The following is a 17,809-nucleotide window of genomic DNA, read 5'->3' as shown; positions in this document are numbered from 1 at the left end:
TTGCTCCTTGTTGGACGTAAACAACTTCGAATTTATGAAAATTGGATTGGCCTCACCTGAGAAGATCCGTTCGTGGTCCCGTGGGGAAGTTAAAAAACCGGAAACCATCAACTACAGAACCTTGAAACCGGAGAAAGAAGGTTTGTTCTGCGAGAAGATTTTCGGACCGACGAAAGACTGGGAGTGTCACTGCGGTAAATACAAGCGTGTGCGTTACAAAGGGGTCGTTTGTGACCGTTGCGGCGTTGAAGTAACACGTCAGAAAGTTCGCCGCGAACGTATGGGACACATTGAGCTTGCCGCTCCCGTATCCCACATCTGGTATTTCAAAGGTATTCCTAGCCGCATGGGTCTTGCTTTGGATATGTCTCCTCGTTCCCTTGAAGAGATTATCTACTTTGCATCCTATGTAGTAACGGACCCTGGAGACACGCCTCTTGAGAAGAAGCAGCTTCTTTCCGAAAAAGAATACCGCAGCTACCGCGAGAAATACGGTTATGCTTTCCAAGCGGGTATGGGCGCCGAGGCGGTTAAGAAACTTCTGCAGGATATCGACATCGACAAAGATGTGGAGTCCTTGAAAGAAGAACTCAAAACCGCTCAAGGCCAACGCCGCAACCGGGCGATCAAGCGTCTGGAAGTTATGGAAGCTTTCCGTAATTCGAAAAACCGTCCGGACTGGATGGTTCTTGATGTGCTGCCGGTTATTCCTCCAGAACTTCGCCCGATGGTTCAGCTGGACGGCGGACGTTTTGCGACTTCCGATCTTAACGATCTGTATCGTCGCGTTATTAACCGTAACAACCGCCTGAAGCGTCTTCTCGACCTGGGCGCTCCGGACATTATCGTTCAGAACGAGAAGCGTATGCTTCAAGAAGCCGTTGACGCTTTGATCGATAACGGCCGCCGCGGTCGTCCGGTAACGGGTCCCGGTAACCGTCCGCTTAAATCTCTCAGCCATATGCTGAAAGGTAAGCAGGGCCGTTTCCGTCAGAACTTGCTCGGCAAACGTGTCGACTACTCCGGCCGTTCCGTTATCGTTGTAGGTCCTAGCCTTAAAATGTACCAGTGCGGTCTGCCTAAAGAGATGGCATTGGAGCTATTCAAGCCTTTCGTTATGAAAGAGCTCGTAAACAAAGGTCTTGCCCATAACATCAAAAGCGCGAAACGCAAAGTAGAGCGCGTTAGCCCCGAAGTTTGGGATGTCCTTGAAGAAGTCATTAAGGAGCACCCGGTTCTTCTGAACCGTGCCCCCACACTGCATAGATTGGGTATCCAGGCGTTCGAACCGATTCTGGTCGAAGGGCGCGCCATCAAGCTGCATCCGCTCGTATGTACGGCCTATAACGCCGACTTCGACGGTGACCAAATGGCCGTTCACGTGCCGCTTTCCGCTGAAGCGCAGGCTGAAGCACGCCTTCTCATGCTTGCGGCAGGCAACATTCTTAACCCGAAAGACGGCAAGCCGGTCGTAACTCCATCGCAGGATATGGTTCTGGGAAGCTTCTATCTGACTACGGACAACAAGCATGGCCGCGGAGCGAACTTGATTTTCCGTTCCGTTAACGAAGCCGTTTCCGCTTATCAGAACGGGACTGCCGAGCTGCATGCCCGCGTAGCTATCCCAGCTAAGGTTTTGAATAAGAAGAACTTTACGGAAGCCCAACAGAACGCTTATCTGATTACGACCATCGGTAAAATTATCTTTAACGAAATTTTCCCGGATGACTTCCCGTATATCAACGATGCGACTAAAGCGAATCTGCTTAACGGCCCGTCCGACGACTATTTCGTGTTTGAAAAAGGCTCCAACATCCGTGCCAGAATGGAAGAGCTGCCGGAAGCGAAAGCGGTCGGTAAAGACTACCTCGGTTCGATTATTGCCGAGTGCTTCCGTAATTACCATACGACCAGAACTTCGGTCATTCTCGACAAGATCAAAGAACTCGGCTTCACATACTCCACTAAAGCCGGTATTACGGTTGCCGTGGCGGATGTCGTGGTACCTAACGAGAAGAAGAAGATCCTTGAAGATTCCGAAGAGAAGGTACGCACGGTAACGAACCAATACCGCCGCGGTCTTATTACCGACGACGAGCGTTATGACCGTGTTATCGCGATCTGGAGCAAAACGAAGGATGAAATCACGGATATCCTGATGAGATCCCTCGACAAATACAACTCCATCAACATGATGGTTGAATCCAAAGCACGGGGTAACAAATCGCAAATCACCCAGCTGGGCGGTATGCGTGGTCTGATGGCCAACCCGTCCGGTAAAATCATCGAGTTGCCGATTAAATCGAACTTCCGTGAAGGCCTTACCGTCTTGGAATACTTTATTTCCACGCACGGTGCCCGTAAAGGTCTTGCCGATACGGCCCTTCGTACAGCGGATTCGGGTTACCTGACTCGACGTCTCGTTGACGTAGCCCAAGACGTTATCGTCCGTGAAGACGATTGCGGAACGGATAAAGGATTTATCGTCAGCAAAATTCAAGACGGTAAAGAGGTCATCGAAGACCTATTTGACCGTATTGAAGGCCGCTATGCGTTTGAAACGATTCGTCACCCGGAGACGGGCGAAGTTATCGTAAACCGCAATGAGCTGATTGAAGCCAACATTGCGAATGCGATTATTGATGCGAATATTGAACGTCTTCAAATTCGTTCCGTTCTCAGCTGCCGTTCCCGTCACGGGGTCTGCAAGAAGTGTTACGGACGTAACTTGGCGACTGGCCAGCACGTTGAAATCGGGGAAGCTGTCGGTATTATCGCGGCTCAATCCATCGGTGAGCCGGGAACGCAGCTTACCATGCGTACGTTCCATACCGGGGGCGTAGCCGGAGACGATATCACGCAAGGTCTTCCGCGTATTCAGGAACTTTTCGAAGCCCGGAATCCGAAAGGTCAAGCGATTATCTCCGAAATCGACGGACTTGTTAAAGAGATCCGCGAAGCCAAGGATCGCCGTGAAATTGAAGTTCAGGGCGAAGCCGAGTCCCGTGTATATGCGGTACCATACGGTTCCCGTGTAAGAGCGATTGTCGGACAGACGATCGAAGCCGGGGATGAGCTGACCGAAGGTTCGATCGATCCGAAGGAAATGCTTCGTATCAAAGGTATCCGCGGCGTTCAAAACTACATCCTTCAAGAGGTTCAACGCGTTTACCGGAACCAGGGTGTAGAAATTAACGATAAGCACGTTGAAGTTATGATTCGTCAGATGCTTCGCAAGATTCGTATCGTTGACGCCGGTGACACGACGCTTCTGCCAGGTTCTTTCGTAGATATGCACGAATACGAAGAAGCAAACAAAGTAGCTTTGTTTGCGGATAAAGAACCGGCAGTAGCTAAACCGATCCTTCTCGGGATTACGAAAGCGTCGCTGGAGACGGATTCCTTCCTCTCCGCGGCATCGTTCCAGGAGACGACTCGCGTATTGACGGATGCCGCGATTAAAGGCAAAGTCGATCAGTTGCTCGGTCTCAAAGAGAATGTTATCATCGGTAAGCTGATTCCTGCAGGTACGGGTATGACCCGTTACCGGAACATTCGGGTCGTAGATCCGAACCAGGAACCGTCTGAAGAAGAAAATACAGAAAAAGAAGCGGTATCCGTTGAATAAACGGAACTGATTCGGCAATAAAATGCCCGTCTCCCGAGGCTTTGTAAAAAAAATCAAAGGAGACGGGCAATATTCTTGACACTACCTTGCCGAGATGCTAATATATCGTAGTGTGCCTAAATTAATATTCTTTCCTGTTCTTTGGAGGATATGGGATTATGACATATGACAAAGTAAAACAGGCTTCGAAGTTAAGTGTCGGCACAAAGCAAGCAACGAAAAGCGTCGAGCTTGGTCAGGCATTAGAAGTTATTGTTGCCAAAGATGCAGATCCGCGATTGACTACTAAGATTGTTAATCTCTGCAGCAAGTCAGGAGTAGAGGTTACTTACGTAGATTCTATGAAACTGCTTGGAAAAGCATGTGGAATTGAAGTGGGGGCCGCTGTGGCTGCGATCGTCGATAAATAGTAAGGTCGAGTGTTTTTGTTTCTAGATTTCATGTGAGAATAACCAACTTATTTTTGCTGAGTCTAAAAACAAAAACTTTCCTTTGCTTTTTTACGACTCGCCTGGATCTGTGGGCTTGCAATAAAGGAAGTAAGAAATGCTAGAGAGGAGGTGGCGGCATGCCAACAATTAACCAGCTAGTTCGTAAAGGACGTCAAGCTAAAGTCGTTAAATCGAAATCCCCAGCTCTCCAAAGAGGTTTTAACGCCCTGAAAAGAGAGTCCACGGAAATCAGCGCTCCACAAAAACGTGGTGTTTGTACTCGTGTAGGTACAATGACTCCTAAGAAACCGAACTCCGCACTTCGTAAATACGCACGTGTGCGTTTGACGAACCGTGTAGAGGTTACTGCATACATTCCGGGTATCGGACACAACCTGCAAGAGCACAGTGTTGTTCTGATTCGCGGCGGAAGGGTTAAAGACCTTCCGGGGGTACGTTACCACATCGTTCGCGGTGCACTGGATACGTCCGGTGTTAACAACCGTATGCAAGCTCGTTCCAAATACGGTACGAAGCGTCCTAAAGTTAAGAAGTAATAATTTTTCGAGCATTTATTTTTTGGGGAAAGGGGGATCACTATGCCTCGTAAAGGTCCAGTAACACGCAGAGACGTATTGCCAGATCCGATTTACAATAGCAAATTGGTTACTCGCTTGATTAACCGCATCATGATCGACGGTAAAAGAGGGGTAGCACAATCGATTCTATACAACGCATTTGAACTCGTTCAAGAGCGTACCGGTAAGGAGCCGATGGAAGTTTTCGAACAAGCCATCAAGAACATCATGCCGGTGCTGGAAGTTAAATCTCGCCGTGTCGGCGGTGCTAACTACCAAGTTCCGATCGAAGTTAAACCTGAGCGTCGTACGACTCTTGGTCTGCGTTGGCTCGTAAACTACTCTCGTCTTCGTGGTGAGAAAACCATGGAAGAGAGACTGGCTTTCGAAATCATCGACGCTAGCAACAACACCGGTTCTTCCGTTAAGAAACGTGAAGATGTACACAAAATGGCAGAAGCGAACAAAGCGTTTGCTCACTACCGTTGGTAGGATTCTGATCCTCGAATTAGGAAGGAGACAAAACCATGGCAAGAGAGTTCTCCTTAAAAGATACGCGTAATATCGGGATCATGGCGCATATTGATGCGGGTAAAACGACTACAACCGAACGGATCCTGTACTACACAGGCCGTACCCACAAAATCGGTGAGGTGCACGAAGGTGCAGCTACGATGGACTGGATGGAGCAGGAACAGGAGCGCGGAATTACGATTACTTCCGCCGCTACCACTGCTGCATGGAAAAATCACCGCATCAATATCATTGATACCCCGGGACACGTTGACTTCACAGTAGAAGTTGAACGTTCCCTGCGTGTATTGGATGGAGCAGTTGGTGTATTCAGTGCGAAGGAAGGCGTAGAGCCTCAGTCTGAAACCGTTTGGAGACAGGCTGACAAATACAGCGTTCCTCGTATTGCTTACGTAAACAAAATGGACATCATCGGCGCTGACTTCTTGGGAGTAGTTGATTCGATGCGTGACAAGTTGGGTGCCAATGCGGTAGCTATTCAGCTTCCGATCGGTGCTGAGAACGACTTTGTCGGCATCATCGACATCATCGAAGAGAAAGCTATTCTTTACAAGGATGACCTTGGTAAAGAAGTAGAAGACATCGAGATTCCAGCGGAGTACAAAGATAAAGTCGCTGAACTTCGTTTGGAGCTTGTTGAGAAAGTTGCCGAGCTTGATGAAGAGCTTACAATGAAATACTTGGAAGGCGAGGAAATTACGGTTGCTGAGCTGAAAGCTGCTCTCCGCAAAGGCGTGGTATCCGTTCAAATCTTCCCGGTTATCTGTGGTTCTTCTTACCGTAACAAAGGGGTTCAGCCTATGCTTGACGCTGTTATCGACTATTTGCCGGCTCCGGTCGACGTACCTGACATTCAAGGTATTCTTGAAGATGGTACCGAAACGACTCGCAAATCTTCCGATACGGAACCTTTTGCTGCGCTTGCATTCAAAATCATGACCGACCCTTACGTTGGTAAACTCACGTTCTTCCGTGTTTACTCCGGCGTTCTGCAGTCCGGTTCCTATGTTCTGAATGCTACCAAAGGCAAGCGTGAGCGCGTTGGCCGTATTCTTCAAATGCACGCTAACAGCCGTCAAGAGATCTCCGAAGTTTACGCAGGGGATATCGCGGCAGCCGTAGGTTTGAAAGATACAGGTACAGGCGACACCCTCTGTGACGAGAAAAACGCGGTTATCCTGGAGTCCATGAACTTCCCTGAACCGGTTATCGAAATCGCAGTTGAGCCTAAAACGAAAGCCGACCAGGACAAAATGGGCGTAGCGCTTTCCAAGCTTACCGAGGAAGATCCTACACTGCGTGCCAGCACTAACGAGGAAACCGGTCAAACGATCCTCGCGGGTATGGGCGAGCTTCACTTGGAAATCATCGTTGACCGTATGCGTCGCGAGTTCAAAGTGGACACCAACGTAGGTAAACCGCAGGTTGCTTACCGCGAAACGTTCAAGTCCGGTGCCAAGGTTGAAGGTAAATTCGTTCGTCAATCCGGTGGCCGTGGTCAATACGGACATTGTTGGGTTGAGTTCGAACCGCTGGAACCTGGAACAGGCTTCGTGTTCGAAAGCAAAATCGTCGGTGGTGCTATTCCTAGAGAATACATTGCTCCGATCCAAGCTGGTATTGAAGAATCCATGAAGAACGGTGTAATCGCCGGATTCCCTGTTGTGGACATCAAAGCAACTGTCGTTGACGGTTCTTACCATGATGTTGACTCCAATGAGATGGCGTTTAAAATCGCTGGTTCCATGGCTCTTAAAGCAGCTAAGGACAAATGTAACCCGGCCCTGCTTGAGCCGATCATGAAAGTAGAAGTAACGGTTCCGGAAGAGTACATGGGCGACGTAATGGGCGACCTGAACTCCCGCCGCGGACGCATTGAGGGTATGGATAACCGTTCGGGTGCGCAAATCATCCGTGCTAAGGTGCCTCTCTCCGAAATGTTCGGTTACTCCACGACACTTCGTTCCAGAACGCAAGGTCGCGGTGTTTACTCCATGGAAATCTCGCATTATGAAGAAGTGCCTAGAACTATTGCAGAAGAAATCATTGCAAAAAACAAAGGCGCTTAATATAAAATTAAGCTTAAACTTTATCCCGAGGAGGAATTGTTTAACATGGCAAAGGCTAAATTCGAACGTAATAAACCGCACGTTAATATCGGTACTATTGGTCACGTCGACCACGGTAAAACAACTCTGACAGCTGCGATCACTAACGTACTGTCCAAAAGATATGGTGGTTCCGCAGTAGCGTTCGACCAAATCGACAAAGCTCCAGAAGAGCGCGAGCGTGGTATCACAATCTCCACGGCACACGTTGAGTACGAGACTCCTAACCGTCACTACGCTCACGTAGACTGCCCAGGTCACGCCGACTATGTTAAAAACATGATCACTGGCGCGGCTCAAATGGACGGAGCAATCCTGGTTGTATCCGCAGCTGACGGCCCAATGCCGCAAACTCGCGAACACATCCTTCTTTCCCGTCAAGTAGGCGTTCCTTACATCGTCGTATTCATGAACAAATGCGACATGGTTGAAGACGAAGAGCTTCTTGAACTGGTTGAAATGGAAATCCGTGATCTTCTTTCCGAGTATGAGTTCCCAGGCGACGACACTCCGATCATTCGTGGTTCCGCTCGTGAAGCTCTGCAAAACCCAGATGGCCAGTGGGCTGACAAAATCGTCGAGCTCTTCGAGCAAGTCGATACTTACATCCCAACTCCAGAACGCGAAACTGACAAGCCTTTCCTTATGCCTGTCGAGGACGTATTCTCCATCACAGGTCGTGGTACAGTTGCTACAGGCCGTGTAGAGCGTGGTACTGTTAAAGTACAAGACGAAGTTGAAATCGTTGGTATCGCTGAAGAAACTCGCAAATGCGTAGTTACAGGCGTGGAAATGTTCCGTAAGCTTCTTGATTCCGCTCAAGCTGGTGACAACATCGGCGCACTGCTTCGTGGTGTAGACCGTAAAGACATCGAGCGCGGACAAGTTCTTTCGAAGCCAGGTTCCGTTAACCCGCACACTAACTTCTCTGCACAAATCTACGTTCTGACTAAAGAAGAAGGTGGCCGTCACAAGCCTTTCTTCACGGGTTACCGTCCTCAGTTCTACTTCCGTACAACTGACGTAACGGGTATCATCACCCTGCCAGAAGGAACTGAAATGGTTATGCCTGGTGATAACATCACTGTAACGGTAGAACTGATCAACCCAATCGCTATCGAGCAAGGTACTAAGTTCGCGATCCGTGAAGGCGGCCGTACTGTTGGTGCCGGCGCAGTAGCAACAATCAGCAAATAATATCGTCTAACGACGATCTTCATAAGCAACACGTACTGTAACGAGACCCCTGTACTGTAACGAAGTAAGACGAAGGCCCTGCCCTTGGTGGTGGGGCCTTTTTACATGAATGCTTATTAATCGGCCAATAAGTTCGGCCAGACACATCCGATGTCAAAGACTAAACTAGCATTACTATCTATAAAGTAAATCGAACGATTGTGCACATAAAAGCGACATTTTCGGAAACCTTTCCGTTTCTAGATATTTGTCGTATAAAAATGTTGCATTTATCTTTGGTATTCGATATAATAGTGAGCGTTGGTCTGTGACGTTGCGATGATGTGAGAGGTTGCTGGCACACCCGGCCCCTTTGCCATGGGAGTGGTTGTCAGGAGATTTTCACGGAGTATGTCCGATACTAAATTGGGCGATAGAAGGAGGGACTTATATGGCAAAGCAAAAAATTCGTATCCGTTTGAAAGCTTATGATCACAGAGTGATCGATCAATCGGCTGAGAAAATCGTTGAAACTGCCAAACGTTCCGGAGCAAGTGTTTCCGGTCCGATTCCGCTTCCAACTGAGAAGCAAGTTATCACGATTCTTCGTGCGGTACACAAATACAAAGATTCTCGTGAGCAATTCGAGCAGCGTACACACAAGCGTCTGATCGATATCGTGAATCCTACACCACAAACTGTGGATGCTTTGATGAGACTGGACTTACCGTCCGGCGTCGATATTGAAATTAAACTATAAAGCTTCTATATATAGAAGAAACGAAAAGGAAAAGAGGTGTCAACGATGAAAGGTATCTTAGGTAAAAAACTTGGAATGACTCAAGTGTTTACACCGGAAGGAAACGTAGTGCCTGTCACTGTTATCCAAGCTGGACCTTGTGTGGTTCTGCAGAAGAAAGATGTGGATAACGACGGATACGAATCGATCCAAATCGGTTTCGCGGACAAGAAAGAAAAAAATGCAACTAAGCCTGAAATTGGTCATGCCAAGAAGGCGAACACTGCTCCTAAGCGCTACGTTAAAGAATTTCGTGGAGTGGCACTGGGTGAGTACGAAGTTGGCCAAGAGCTGAAAGCTGATCTGTTCAGCGAGGGTGAATTTGTTGACGTATCTGGAACTTCCAAAGGTAAAGGATTCCAAGGCGTTATCAAAAGACACAATCAGCATACGGGTCCAATGTCTCACGGCTCCCGATATCATCGTGGACCGGGTTCGATGGGTTCCATCGCAGCTAACCGTGTAATGAAAGGCAAGAAATTGCCAGGACATATGGGTAGCGAAACCGTAACCCTGCAAAACCTGCAAGTAATTAAAGTTGATGCGGAACGCAACGTGATTCTTGTTAAAGGCTCCATTCCTGGACCTAAAAACAGCTACGTAAGCGTGAAATCCGCGGTGAAAAAGTAAGAAAGGAGGAAGACTGATGCCAAAAGTAGCTCTTTATAATGTATCCGGCACACAAGTCGGTGAAGTAGAACTGTCTGATGCGGTGTTCGGTATCGAACCTCACGTACACGCTCTGCATGAAGCTGTTTTGCTCCAGCAAGCATCCGTTCGTCAAGGAACTCACAAGGTTAAAGGACGTTCTGAAGTACGCGGCGGCGGACGTAAGCCGTGGAAACAAAAAGGTACTGGCCGTGCTCGTCAAGGTAGTATCCGTGCTCCACAATGGAAGGGTGGCGGTGTCGTATTCGGACCGACTCCTCGCAGCTATGGTTACAAACTGCCTAAGAAGGTTCGTCGTCTTGCAATCAAGTCGGCTTTGTCCTCGAAGGTAATCGATAACGACATTATCGTTCTGGATCAGCTTCAAATGAATGCTCCGAAGACGAAAGAATTCGTAGCTATTTTGAAAAACCTCAACGTTGAGCGCAAAGCTCTCGTGGTTGCTGCTTCTTATGAAGATAGTGTTGCTCTCTCCGCTCGTAACATTCCGGGAGTTAAATTCGTTGTTGCTGATGGAATCAACGTACTTGACGTAATGGTTCATGACAAATTGATCATTACGAAGGATGCGGTTCAGAAGGTAGAGGAGGTGCTTGCGCAATGAAGAACCCACGCGATATTATCAAGCGCCCGGTCATCACGGAACGTTCTACGGAAATGATGGCTGACAAGAAATATGTGTTCGAAGTTGAAATCCGCGCTAACAAAACGGAAATCAAGCAAGCGATCGAACAAATTTTTAAAGTGAAAGTATCCAGCGTAAACACACTCAGAATGCCGGCGAAGCCGAAACGTCAAGGACGTCACTCCGGTTACACTTCCGAATGGAAGAAAGCCATCGTGACACTTAGCGCAGACAGCAAAGAGCTGGAGTTCTTTGAAACGGTATAACAATATCTCTAAAGTAAGGAGGTAACACAGGTGCCAATTAAAAAGTATAAACCGACCTCTCCAGCAAGACGTGCCATGTCGGTATCTTCCTTCGAAGAAATCACGACATCCACACCGGAGAAATCCCTGCTTGCTCCTCTGAGCAAACAAGCTGGTCGTAACAACCAAGGTAAAATCACTACTCGTCACCACGGTGGCGGACACAAGCGTAAATACCGCATCATCGACTTCAAACGCAATAAGGACGGCATTCCGGGTCGCGTTGCTACAATCGAATACGATCCAAACCGTTCCGCTAACATTGCTCTGATCCACTATGCAGACGGGGAGAAGAGATACATCATCGCTCCTAAAGGTCTGAAAGTCGACGATCAAATCCAATCCGGATTGGGTTCCGACATTAAAGTAGGTAACGCACTGGCTCTGGAAAACATTCCGGTCGGTACAGTTATCCACAACATTGAGTTGAAGCCAGGCAAAGGCGGACAATTGGTTCGTGCTGCCGGTACGGAAGCTCAACTTCTTGGTAAAGAAGATGTGTACGTGACAATTCGTCTTTCCTCGGGCGAAGTTCGCAAAGTGCTTAAAGGCTGCCGCGCGACAATCGGTTCTGTAGGTAACGAAGATCACGAACTTGTGAAAATCGGTAAAGCGGGACGTAATCGTTGGCTCGGTAAGAGACCAGAAGTCCGCGGGGTAGTAATGAACCCGAACGATCACCCACACGGTGGTGGTGAAGGCCGCGCTCCAATCGGACGTAAGTCTCCGTTGTCCCCATGGGGCAAACCGACACTCGGTTATAAAACTCGCAAAAAAGGCAAGGCTTCTGACAAGTACATTGTACGTCGTCGCACGAAGTAATTTATACACATCTGAATATCTTATGGTTCAGAGAAGGGAGGGGCTTCAATGGGTCGCAGCTTGAAAAAAGGTCCTTTTATCGACGGACACCTGATGAAAAAGGTCGAAGAACTGAATGAGTCGAGCAAGAAAACGGTAGTTAAAACTTGGTCTCGTCGTTCCACGATTTTCCCGCAATTCGTGGGCCACACAATCGCGGTGTATGACGGAAGAAAACACGTGCCTGTATACGTAACGGAAGATATGGTCGGACACAAACTCGGTGAGTTTGCACCAACTCGTACGTACAAAGGTCACGATGACGACAAGAAAACAGGCAAGCGCTAATCGTTATTTTTACTGGGAGGAGGTACTACTATGCAAGCTAAAGCTGCTGCTAAATTCGTTCGGATCGCTCCTCGCAAAGTGCAGCTGGTAATTGACTTGATTCGCGGCAAACAAGTAGGCGATGCGGTTGCAATCCTTCGCCATACTCCAAAGTCAGCTTCTCCGATCGTGGAGAAAGTTCTGAACTCCGCAATTGCCAACGCTGAGCACAACTATTCGATGGATCCTAACAAACTTGTTATTAGTGAAGTTTATGTGAACCACGGTCCAATCATGAAAAGATTCCGCCCTCGTGCGATGGGTCGTGCAAGCCGTATCAATAAACGTACCAGCCACATCACTGTTGTGGTATCTGAGAAATAAGGAGGGATAACGTGTGGGTCAAAAAGTAAGCCCGGTGGGTCTTAGAATTGGTATTATTCGCGATTGGGAATCCAAGTGGTATGCTGAGAAAGATTTCGGCGACCTGCTGATGGAAGACGTTAAAATTCGTGAATATCTGAAGAACAAGCTGAAAGATTCTGCAGTGTCCCATATCGATATCGAGCGCGCGGCTAATCGCGTTAACGTGACGATTCATACAGCTAAACCTGGTATGGTTATCGGTAAAGGTGGAGCGGAAGTTGAAAACATCCGTAACTACATTGCCAACATGACAGGTAAGAAAGTACACATCAACATTGCAGAAGTGAAAAACCCTGAGCTCGATGCTGTCCTCGTTGCAGAAAGCATTGCACAACAGCTTGAGCGCCGCGTATCTTTCCGTCGTGCTATGAAACAAGCGATGCAAAGAACGCAAAGAGCGGGAGCTAAAGGAATTAAAGTTTCGACCAGCGGTCGTCTGGGCGGAGCGGAGATTGCCCGTACGGAAGGATACAGCGAAGGAACAGTTCCACTCCACACGCTTCGTGCGGATATCGATTATGGTACAGCTGAAGCGCACACGACCTACGGACGGATCGGTGTGAAAGTATGGATCTATCGTGGAGAGGTACTTCCGACAGCTAAGAAAAAGGCTCAATCGGAAGGAGGTAACTAATCATGTTAGTACCTAAACGTGTAAAACACCGCAAAGAACACCGCGGTAAAATGAGAGGTCGCGCTAAAGGCGGCACTGAAGTTGTTTTCGGTGAATACGGTCTCCAGGCTCTTGAGCCTGCGTGGATCACAAACCGTCAGATCGAAGCAGCACGTATTGCCATGACTCGTTACATCAAGCGTGGCGGTAAAGTGTGGATCAAAATCTTCCCTTCGAAGCCTATCACCCAAAAGCCTCTTGAAGTTCGGATGGGTAGCGGTAAAGGTAACGTTGAGAAGTGGGTCAGCGTAGTAAAACCAGGTAAAGTTATGTTCGAACTTGCCGGTGTTAGCGAAGAAGTTGCTCGCGAAGCTATGCGTCTTGCTATGCACAAGCTTCCCGTTAAATGTAAGTTCGTGAAGAAAGAAGAAGTGGGTGGTGAAGCACATGAAGGCTAGTGAATTCCGCAACTTAACCACTGCTGAGATTGAACAAAGAATTAACGGTTTCAAGGAAGAACTTTTTAACCTCCGTTTTCAACTAGCTACCGGACAACTGGATAACCCGGTTCAAATTCAGAAGCTGCGCAAAGAAATCGCCCGTGCGAAAACAGTTTTGCGTGAAAGAGAACTCGGGATTGGTTAAGCAAATTCAGAAGGGAGGGCTCGTATATGGCAGAGCGTAACGAACGTAAAGTCCAAATCGGTAAAGTGGTCAGCGACAAAATGGATAAAACCATCGTTGTTGCCGTGGAAACTTACAAAAAACACGACTTGTACCACAAGCGGATTAAATATACGAAGAAGTTTAAAGCTCACGATGAGAACAATGAAGCGCAAATTGGCGACACCGTGAAAATCATGGAAACTCGCCCATTGTCTAAAGACAAGCGTTTCCGTCTCGTTGAGATCGTTGAAAAAGCAGTTATTGTTTAACCAACAGGTAAAATCCGAAAGGAGGGACTAACATGATTCAACCATTATCTCGTTTGAAGGTTGCGGACAACTCCGGTGCGAAACAGCTGATGTGCATTCGTGTGCTTGGCGGTACTGGTCGTCGTGTAGGCAATATCGGTGATTTGATCATCTGCTCTGTGAAAGAAGCAACACCAGGGGGCGTTGTCAAAAAAGGTGATGTAGTCAAAGCGGTAATCGTTCGTACAAAGAGCGGCGCTCGTCGTAAAGACGGATCTTACATCACATTTGATGAGAACGCGGCAGTTATCGTAAAAGATGATAAGAGCCCTCGTGGAACTCGTATTTTCGGACCAGTTGCTCGTGAACTTCGTGATAAAGACTTCATGAAGATCGTTTCTCTTGCTCCTGAGGTTATCTAACACAGGCAGCTTAATTAAATTGCGGCGCGGCTTTCTTCTGGGAAGTCCGGCAGCTCTTACGAAGTTAGCTTTCATACGAAAGCTTAGGAGGTGTAATCAACATGCCAAGAACGAAAAAGAGACTTGAGTCTCATAACCATAAACTGCATGTAAAGAAAGACGACACAGTTTTTGTTATCTCCGGCAAAGACAAAGGTAAGAAAGGTCGCGTTCTCGCAGCTTACCCGCGTGAAAATCGTGTTCTGGTCGAAGGCGTGAACATGATCAAAAAACATGCGAAACCTTCCCAGCAGAACCCTCAAGGCGGAATCATTACTCAAGAAGCTGCAATTCACGCTTCCAACGTAATGCTCGTGGATCCTAAGAGCGGCAAGCCGACTCGTGTAGGTTACAAGGTCCTTGAGAACGGAACTAAAGTACGTATTGCGAAAAAATCCGGCGAAGCTATCGATTAATCGACTAAGTGCGGAAAGGAGGCACCAGAATGGCAGCAAGAATGAAAGATCGTTTCTTGAATGAAATCACTCCTGCTCTGATGCAGAAGTTTAACTACACCACTGTTATGCAAGTTCCTAAGATCGAGAAAGTAGTCATCAACATGGGGGTTGGTGAGGCTGTTTCGAACTCCAAGGTGCTCGACAGTGCCGTAGAGGATCTGCAAAAAATTGCGGGTCAAAAACCGGTAATCACTCGTGCGAAGAAATCCATCGCGGGTTTCAAACTTCGTGAGAACATGCCGATCGGCGTTAAAGTAACACTGCGCGGCCAACGCATGTATCAATTCCTGGACAAATTGTTCAACGTATCGCTTCCGCGCGTACGTGACTTCCGTGGAGTTTCCTCCAAAGCGTTCGACGGACGCGGTAACTACACGCTTGGTCTTAAAGAACAACTGATCTTCCCAGAGATCGAATACGATCAAATTGATAAAGTTCGTGGTATGGACATCGTAATCGTAACGACTGCGAATACGGATGAAGAAGCTCGTGAACTGCTTACCCAACTCGGAATGCCGTTTGTGAAGTAAGAACAAATCATCACGGAGCTTTCGGAAGGAAGCCCCTGCCGATAATGATCGGAGAGAGTTTTCAGGCGAAAACTTGTAGGAGGTGTAATTTAAGTGGCAAAAACTTCGATGAAAATCAAGCAACAACGTCCCCCTAAGTTCAAAGTGCAGGCGTACACTCGCTGCGAACGTTGCGGCCGCCCGCATTCCGTTCTCCGCAAATTTAAAATTTGCAGAATTTGTTTCCGTGAACTAGCATATAAAGGCCAGATTCCAGGTGTGCGTAAAGCAAGCTGGTAATCCACTTATTTTCGGGAAGGAGGTTCACATCCATGGTTATGTCTGATCCAATTGCAGATATGCTTACACGCATTCGTAATGCAAACATTGTTCGTCACGAGACGGTAGAAATTCCGGCCTCCAAGATCAAGAAAGAGATTGCTGAAATCCTCAAGAATGAAGGTTTCATCCGTGACGCTGAATTCGTAGAAGATAACAAGCAGGGCATCATCCGCTTGTTCCTGAAATACGGTCCGAATAACGAGCGCGTAATCACCGGTTTGAAACGTATCAGCAAACCTGGTCTGCGCGTATACACAAAATCCCAAGAGATCCCTCGGGTACTTGGCGGTCTGGGTATCGCTATCATCTCCACTTCCGGTGGCGTGATGACGGACAAAGACGCTCGTCAAGCAAAATCCGGCGGAGAGGTTCTCTGCTACGTTTGGTAATTTAGACTCGATTGAATGGAGGTGCAAACATGTCTCGTATTGGTCGCAAACCAATTACTGTTCCAAGTGGCGTTGACGTAAAGCTTGAGAACACGACAATCACGGTAAAAGGACCGAAAGGAACCCTTTCCCGCGAACTTCACAAAGATATGAAGGTATCCGTACAAGACAATGTCATTACGGTTGAAAGACCTTCTGATCATAAACTGCATCGTTCCCTGCACGGCACGACTCGCAGCGTATTGAACAACATGGTTACAGGAGTAACGCAAGGCTTCGAGAAAAATCTGGAGCTTGTTGGCGTAGGTTACCGTGCTAACAAAACCGGAAACAAACTCGTCCTGAACGTAGGTTACTCTCACCCGGTTGAAATCAACCCTGAAGGCGGAATCGAATTCGACGTACCTAGCAACACGAAAGTGATTGTTAAAGGGATCGATAAAGAACTCGTTGGCGCAACTGCTGCCAAAATCCGTGCCGTTCGTGAACCTGAGCCGTACAAAGGTAAAGGTATTAAGTACGAAGGCGAACGCATTATCCGCAAAGAAGGTAAAGCTGGTAAGAAGAAGTAAGGCGGCCTAAGGCCGGCCTGACATCGGAATATAGATGAAAGGAGTGCAACCCATGATTACTAAAGGCGATAAGAATAAAGCACGTCTGAAAAGACACCTGCGTGTTCGTAAGAAAATTCAAGGGACGACAGCACGTCCTCGCTTGAACATTTTCCGCTCTGAGAAGCACATGTATGCGCAAATCATTGACGATGTGAACGGAGTAACAGTGGCATCGGCATCCACTCAGGACAAAGAGCTTAAAGAGGTCAGCAACGGCGGTAACGTCGAAGCTGCTCGTAAAGTCGGCGAACTGGTTGCGAATCGTGCAAAAGCAAAAGGCGTTAGCCAAGTAGTATTTGACCGCGGCGGATATCTCTATCACGGACGTGTTCAGGCTCTGGCCGAAGCAGCTCGTGAAGCTGGTCTAGAATTCTAAGAAAACATCTCATAAGGAGGTAAACGACTTGCGTGTAGATCCTAACACTTTAGAGCTGACTGAAAAAGTTGTTCATATTAATCGCGTTGCTAAAGTTGTAAAGGGCGGACGTCGCTTTAGCTTTAGCGCTCTTGTCGTAGTAGGCGATGGTAACGGCTATGTCGGCGCTGGTATCGGTAAAGCTTCCGAAGTTCCTGATGCAATCCGCAAAGGAATCGAAGATGCTAAGAAGAACCTCGTCCACGTTCCTATCGTTGGAACTACGATTCCTCACCTTGTAACTGGTCATTTCGGCGCTGGACGTGTGCTGCTGAAACCTGCTTCCCAAGGTACTGGAGTAATTGCTGGCGGCCCGGTTCGTGCAGTACTCGAACTAGCTGGCGTTGGCGACATTTTAACAAAATCCCTGGGTTCTTCGAACTCCATGAACATGGTGAACGCTACTTTAGAAGGTCTTTCCCGTCTGAAGAAAGCGGAAGAAGTAGCCAAACTTCGCGGCAAAACCGTTGAAGAGTTGATGGGTTAAGGAGGATAAACATGTCTAAACTTCAAATTACCCTTAAGCGTAGCCTGATTGGACGTCCGGAAACACAGAAAAAGACGGTTCAAGCTCTTGGCCTCAAAAAGCTGAACCATTCTGTTGTTCAAAGCGACAATGAAGCAATCCGTGGTATGATTAATCAAGTCAGCCACCTTATCGAAGTTAAAGAAATTCAAGCATAAGTA

26 protein-coding genes are annotated in these 17,809 nt (G+C 47.8%); all 26 read left to right on the top strand.

What is annotated here, in order from left to right:
* The first annotated feature begins 7 nt into the window (after positions 1-7).
* The 26 genes from rpoC (at position 8) to rpmD (ending at position 17,806) form a co-directional block, all read left to right on the top strand.
* Positions 8-3,628: a DNA-directed RNA polymerase subunit beta' gene (gene rpoC / locus KVT34_RS27610; RefSeq protein WP_217562943.1), complete on the top strand. Its 3,621-nt coding sequence runs from the start codon at positions 8-10 to the stop codon at positions 3,626-3,628.
* A gap of 158 nt (positions 3,629-3,786) precedes the next feature.
* A complete protein-coding gene (locus KVT34_RS27605) occupies positions 3,787-4,038 on the top strand; it encodes a ribosomal L7Ae/L30e/S12e/Gadd45 family protein (protein ID WP_009674511.1) in 252 nt (83 codons plus the stop codon).
* Positions 4,039-4,196: 158 nt separating this feature from the next.
* Positions 4,197-4,616 carry a 30S ribosomal protein S12 gene (gene rpsL / locus KVT34_RS27600; protein ID WP_042235505.1) on the top strand — a complete coding sequence of 140 codons (420 nt, stop codon included), beginning with the start codon at positions 4,197-4,199 and terminating at the stop codon, positions 4,614-4,616.
* Between the two features lie 42 nt (positions 4,617-4,658).
* Positions 4,659-5,129, top strand: coding sequence for a 30S ribosomal protein S7 (gene rpsG, locus KVT34_RS27595; protein ID WP_016423665.1), 471 nt, complete (start codon positions 4,659-4,661; stop codon positions 5,127-5,129).
* Positions 5,130-5,164: 35 nt separating this feature from the next.
* On the top strand, positions 5,165-7,240 hold the full coding sequence (gene fusA, locus KVT34_RS27590; RefSeq protein ID WP_217562942.1) for an elongation factor G: 2,076 nt from the start codon (positions 5,165-5,167) through the stop codon (positions 7,238-7,240).
* A gap of 45 nt (positions 7,241-7,285) precedes the next feature.
* Positions 7,286-8,476 carry an elongation factor Tu gene (gene tuf, locus KVT34_RS27585; protein WP_217562941.1) on the top strand — a complete coding sequence of 397 codons (1,191 nt, stop codon included), beginning with the start codon at positions 7,286-7,288 and terminating at the stop codon, positions 8,474-8,476.
* 430 nt (positions 8,477-8,906) lie between these two features.
* Positions 8,907-9,215: a 30S ribosomal protein S10 gene (gene rpsJ / locus KVT34_RS27580; RefSeq protein WP_103998012.1), complete on the top strand. Its 309-nt coding sequence runs from the start codon at positions 8,907-8,909 to the stop codon at positions 9,213-9,215.
* A gap of 45 nt (positions 9,216-9,260) precedes the next feature.
* Positions 9,261-9,884 (top strand): 50S ribosomal protein L3, encoded by a 624-nt coding sequence (gene rplC, locus KVT34_RS27575; RefSeq protein WP_217562940.1) that lies wholly within the window; start codon positions 9,261-9,263, stop codon positions 9,882-9,884.
* A gap of 16 nt (positions 9,885-9,900) precedes the next feature.
* Positions 9,901-10,527, top strand: a complete 627-nt coding sequence (gene rplD, locus KVT34_RS27570) for a 50S ribosomal protein L4 (protein ID WP_217562939.1) — start codon at positions 9,901-9,903, stop codon at positions 10,525-10,527.
* A complete protein-coding gene (gene rplW / locus KVT34_RS27565) occupies positions 10,524-10,814 on the top strand; it encodes a 50S ribosomal protein L23 (protein ID WP_009676809.1) in 291 nt (96 codons plus the stop codon). Before rplD ends, rplW begins: the two co-directional genes overlap by 4 nt.
* Before the next feature lie 30 nt (positions 10,815-10,844).
* Complete coding sequence (gene rplB / locus KVT34_RS27560; protein ID WP_042235524.1) at positions 10,845-11,675, top strand: 50S ribosomal protein L2; 831 nt, start codon at positions 10,845-10,847, stop codon at positions 11,673-11,675.
* 48 nt (positions 11,676-11,723) lie between these two features.
* Positions 11,724-12,002 (top strand): 30S ribosomal protein S19, encoded by a 279-nt coding sequence (rpsS, locus tag KVT34_RS27555; RefSeq protein WP_042235527.1) that lies wholly within the window; start codon positions 11,724-11,726, stop codon positions 12,000-12,002.
* A 30-nt stretch (positions 12,003-12,032) separates the two neighbouring features.
* Complete coding sequence (rplV, locus tag KVT34_RS27550; protein WP_016423663.1) at positions 12,033-12,365, top strand: 50S ribosomal protein L22; 333 nt, start codon at positions 12,033-12,035, stop codon at positions 12,363-12,365.
* A gap of 13 nt (positions 12,366-12,378) precedes the next feature.
* Positions 12,379-13,041 (top strand): 30S ribosomal protein S3, encoded by a 663-nt coding sequence (gene rpsC, locus KVT34_RS27545; protein ID WP_009676810.1) that lies wholly within the window; start codon positions 12,379-12,381, stop codon positions 13,039-13,041.
* Between the two features lie 2 nt (positions 13,042-13,043).
* The gene (gene rplP / locus KVT34_RS27540; RefSeq protein WP_009676823.1) at positions 13,044-13,478 is read left to right on the top strand and encodes a 50S ribosomal protein L16; all 435 of its coding nucleotides are present in this window, start codon (positions 13,044-13,046) and stop codon (positions 13,476-13,478) included.
* On the top strand, positions 13,468-13,665 hold the full coding sequence (rpmC, locus tag KVT34_RS27535; RefSeq protein WP_009676819.1) for a 50S ribosomal protein L29: 198 nt from the start codon (positions 13,468-13,470) through the stop codon (positions 13,663-13,665). The genes rplP and rpmC overlap by 11 nt, the downstream gene beginning before the upstream one ends.
* 26 nt (positions 13,666-13,691) lie before the next feature.
* A complete protein-coding gene (gene rpsQ / locus KVT34_RS27530) occupies positions 13,692-13,955 on the top strand; it encodes a 30S ribosomal protein S17 (protein ID WP_217562938.1) in 264 nt (87 codons plus the stop codon).
* 32 nt (positions 13,956-13,987) lie between these two features.
* A complete protein-coding gene (rplN, locus tag KVT34_RS27525; protein WP_009676804.1) occupies positions 13,988-14,356 on the top strand; it encodes a 50S ribosomal protein L14 in 369 nt (122 codons plus the stop codon).
* Between the two features lie 101 nt (positions 14,357-14,457).
* Positions 14,458-14,811 (top strand): 50S ribosomal protein L24, encoded by a 354-nt coding sequence (rplX, locus tag KVT34_RS27520; protein ID WP_009676802.1) that lies wholly within the window; start codon positions 14,458-14,460, stop codon positions 14,809-14,811.
* Positions 14,812-14,840: 29 nt separating this feature from the next.
* Positions 14,841-15,383: a 50S ribosomal protein L5 gene (gene rplE, locus KVT34_RS27515; protein ID WP_042235534.1), complete on the top strand. Its 543-nt coding sequence runs from the start codon at positions 14,841-14,843 to the stop codon at positions 15,381-15,383.
* Positions 15,384-15,476: 93 nt separating this feature from the next.
* Positions 15,477-15,662 (top strand): type Z 30S ribosomal protein S14, encoded by a 186-nt coding sequence (locus tag KVT34_RS27510; RefSeq protein WP_040953112.1) that lies wholly within the window; start codon positions 15,477-15,479, stop codon positions 15,660-15,662.
* Between the two features lie 32 nt (positions 15,663-15,694).
* The gene (gene rpsH / locus KVT34_RS27505) at positions 15,695-16,093 is read left to right on the top strand and encodes a 30S ribosomal protein S8 (RefSeq protein WP_009676818.1); all 399 of its coding nucleotides are present in this window, start codon (positions 15,695-15,697) and stop codon (positions 16,091-16,093) included.
* A 29-nt stretch (positions 16,094-16,122) separates the two neighbouring features.
* Positions 16,123-16,665 (top strand): 50S ribosomal protein L6, encoded by a 543-nt coding sequence (rplF, locus tag KVT34_RS27500; RefSeq protein WP_009676801.1) that lies wholly within the window; start codon positions 16,123-16,125, stop codon positions 16,663-16,665.
* 52 nt (positions 16,666-16,717) lie between these two features.
* Positions 16,718-17,083 (top strand): 50S ribosomal protein L18, encoded by a 366-nt coding sequence (rplR, locus tag KVT34_RS27495; protein ID WP_217562937.1) that lies wholly within the window; start codon positions 16,718-16,720, stop codon positions 17,081-17,083.
* 28 nt (positions 17,084-17,111) lie between these two features.
* The gene (gene rpsE, locus KVT34_RS27490) at positions 17,112-17,609 is read left to right on the top strand and encodes a 30S ribosomal protein S5 (RefSeq protein WP_217562936.1); all 498 of its coding nucleotides are present in this window, start codon (positions 17,112-17,114) and stop codon (positions 17,607-17,609) included.
* An 11-nt stretch (positions 17,610-17,620) separates the two neighbouring features.
* A complete protein-coding gene (gene rpmD / locus KVT34_RS27485; RefSeq protein ID WP_217562935.1) occupies positions 17,621-17,806 on the top strand; it encodes a 50S ribosomal protein L30 in 186 nt (61 codons plus the stop codon).
* Positions 17,807-17,809 lie beyond the last annotated feature (3 nt).

Origin of the sequence: Paenibacillus sp. GbtcB18 (genome assembly GCF_019091125.1) — a bacterium.
GTDB classification, from domain to species: domain Bacteria; phylum Bacillota; class Bacilli; order Paenibacillales; family NBRC-103111; genus Paenibacillus_F; species Paenibacillus_F chitinolyticus.
Note: the sequence above shows the minus strand (reverse complement) of the source record. Positions and strands in the feature narration are given on the sequence as shown.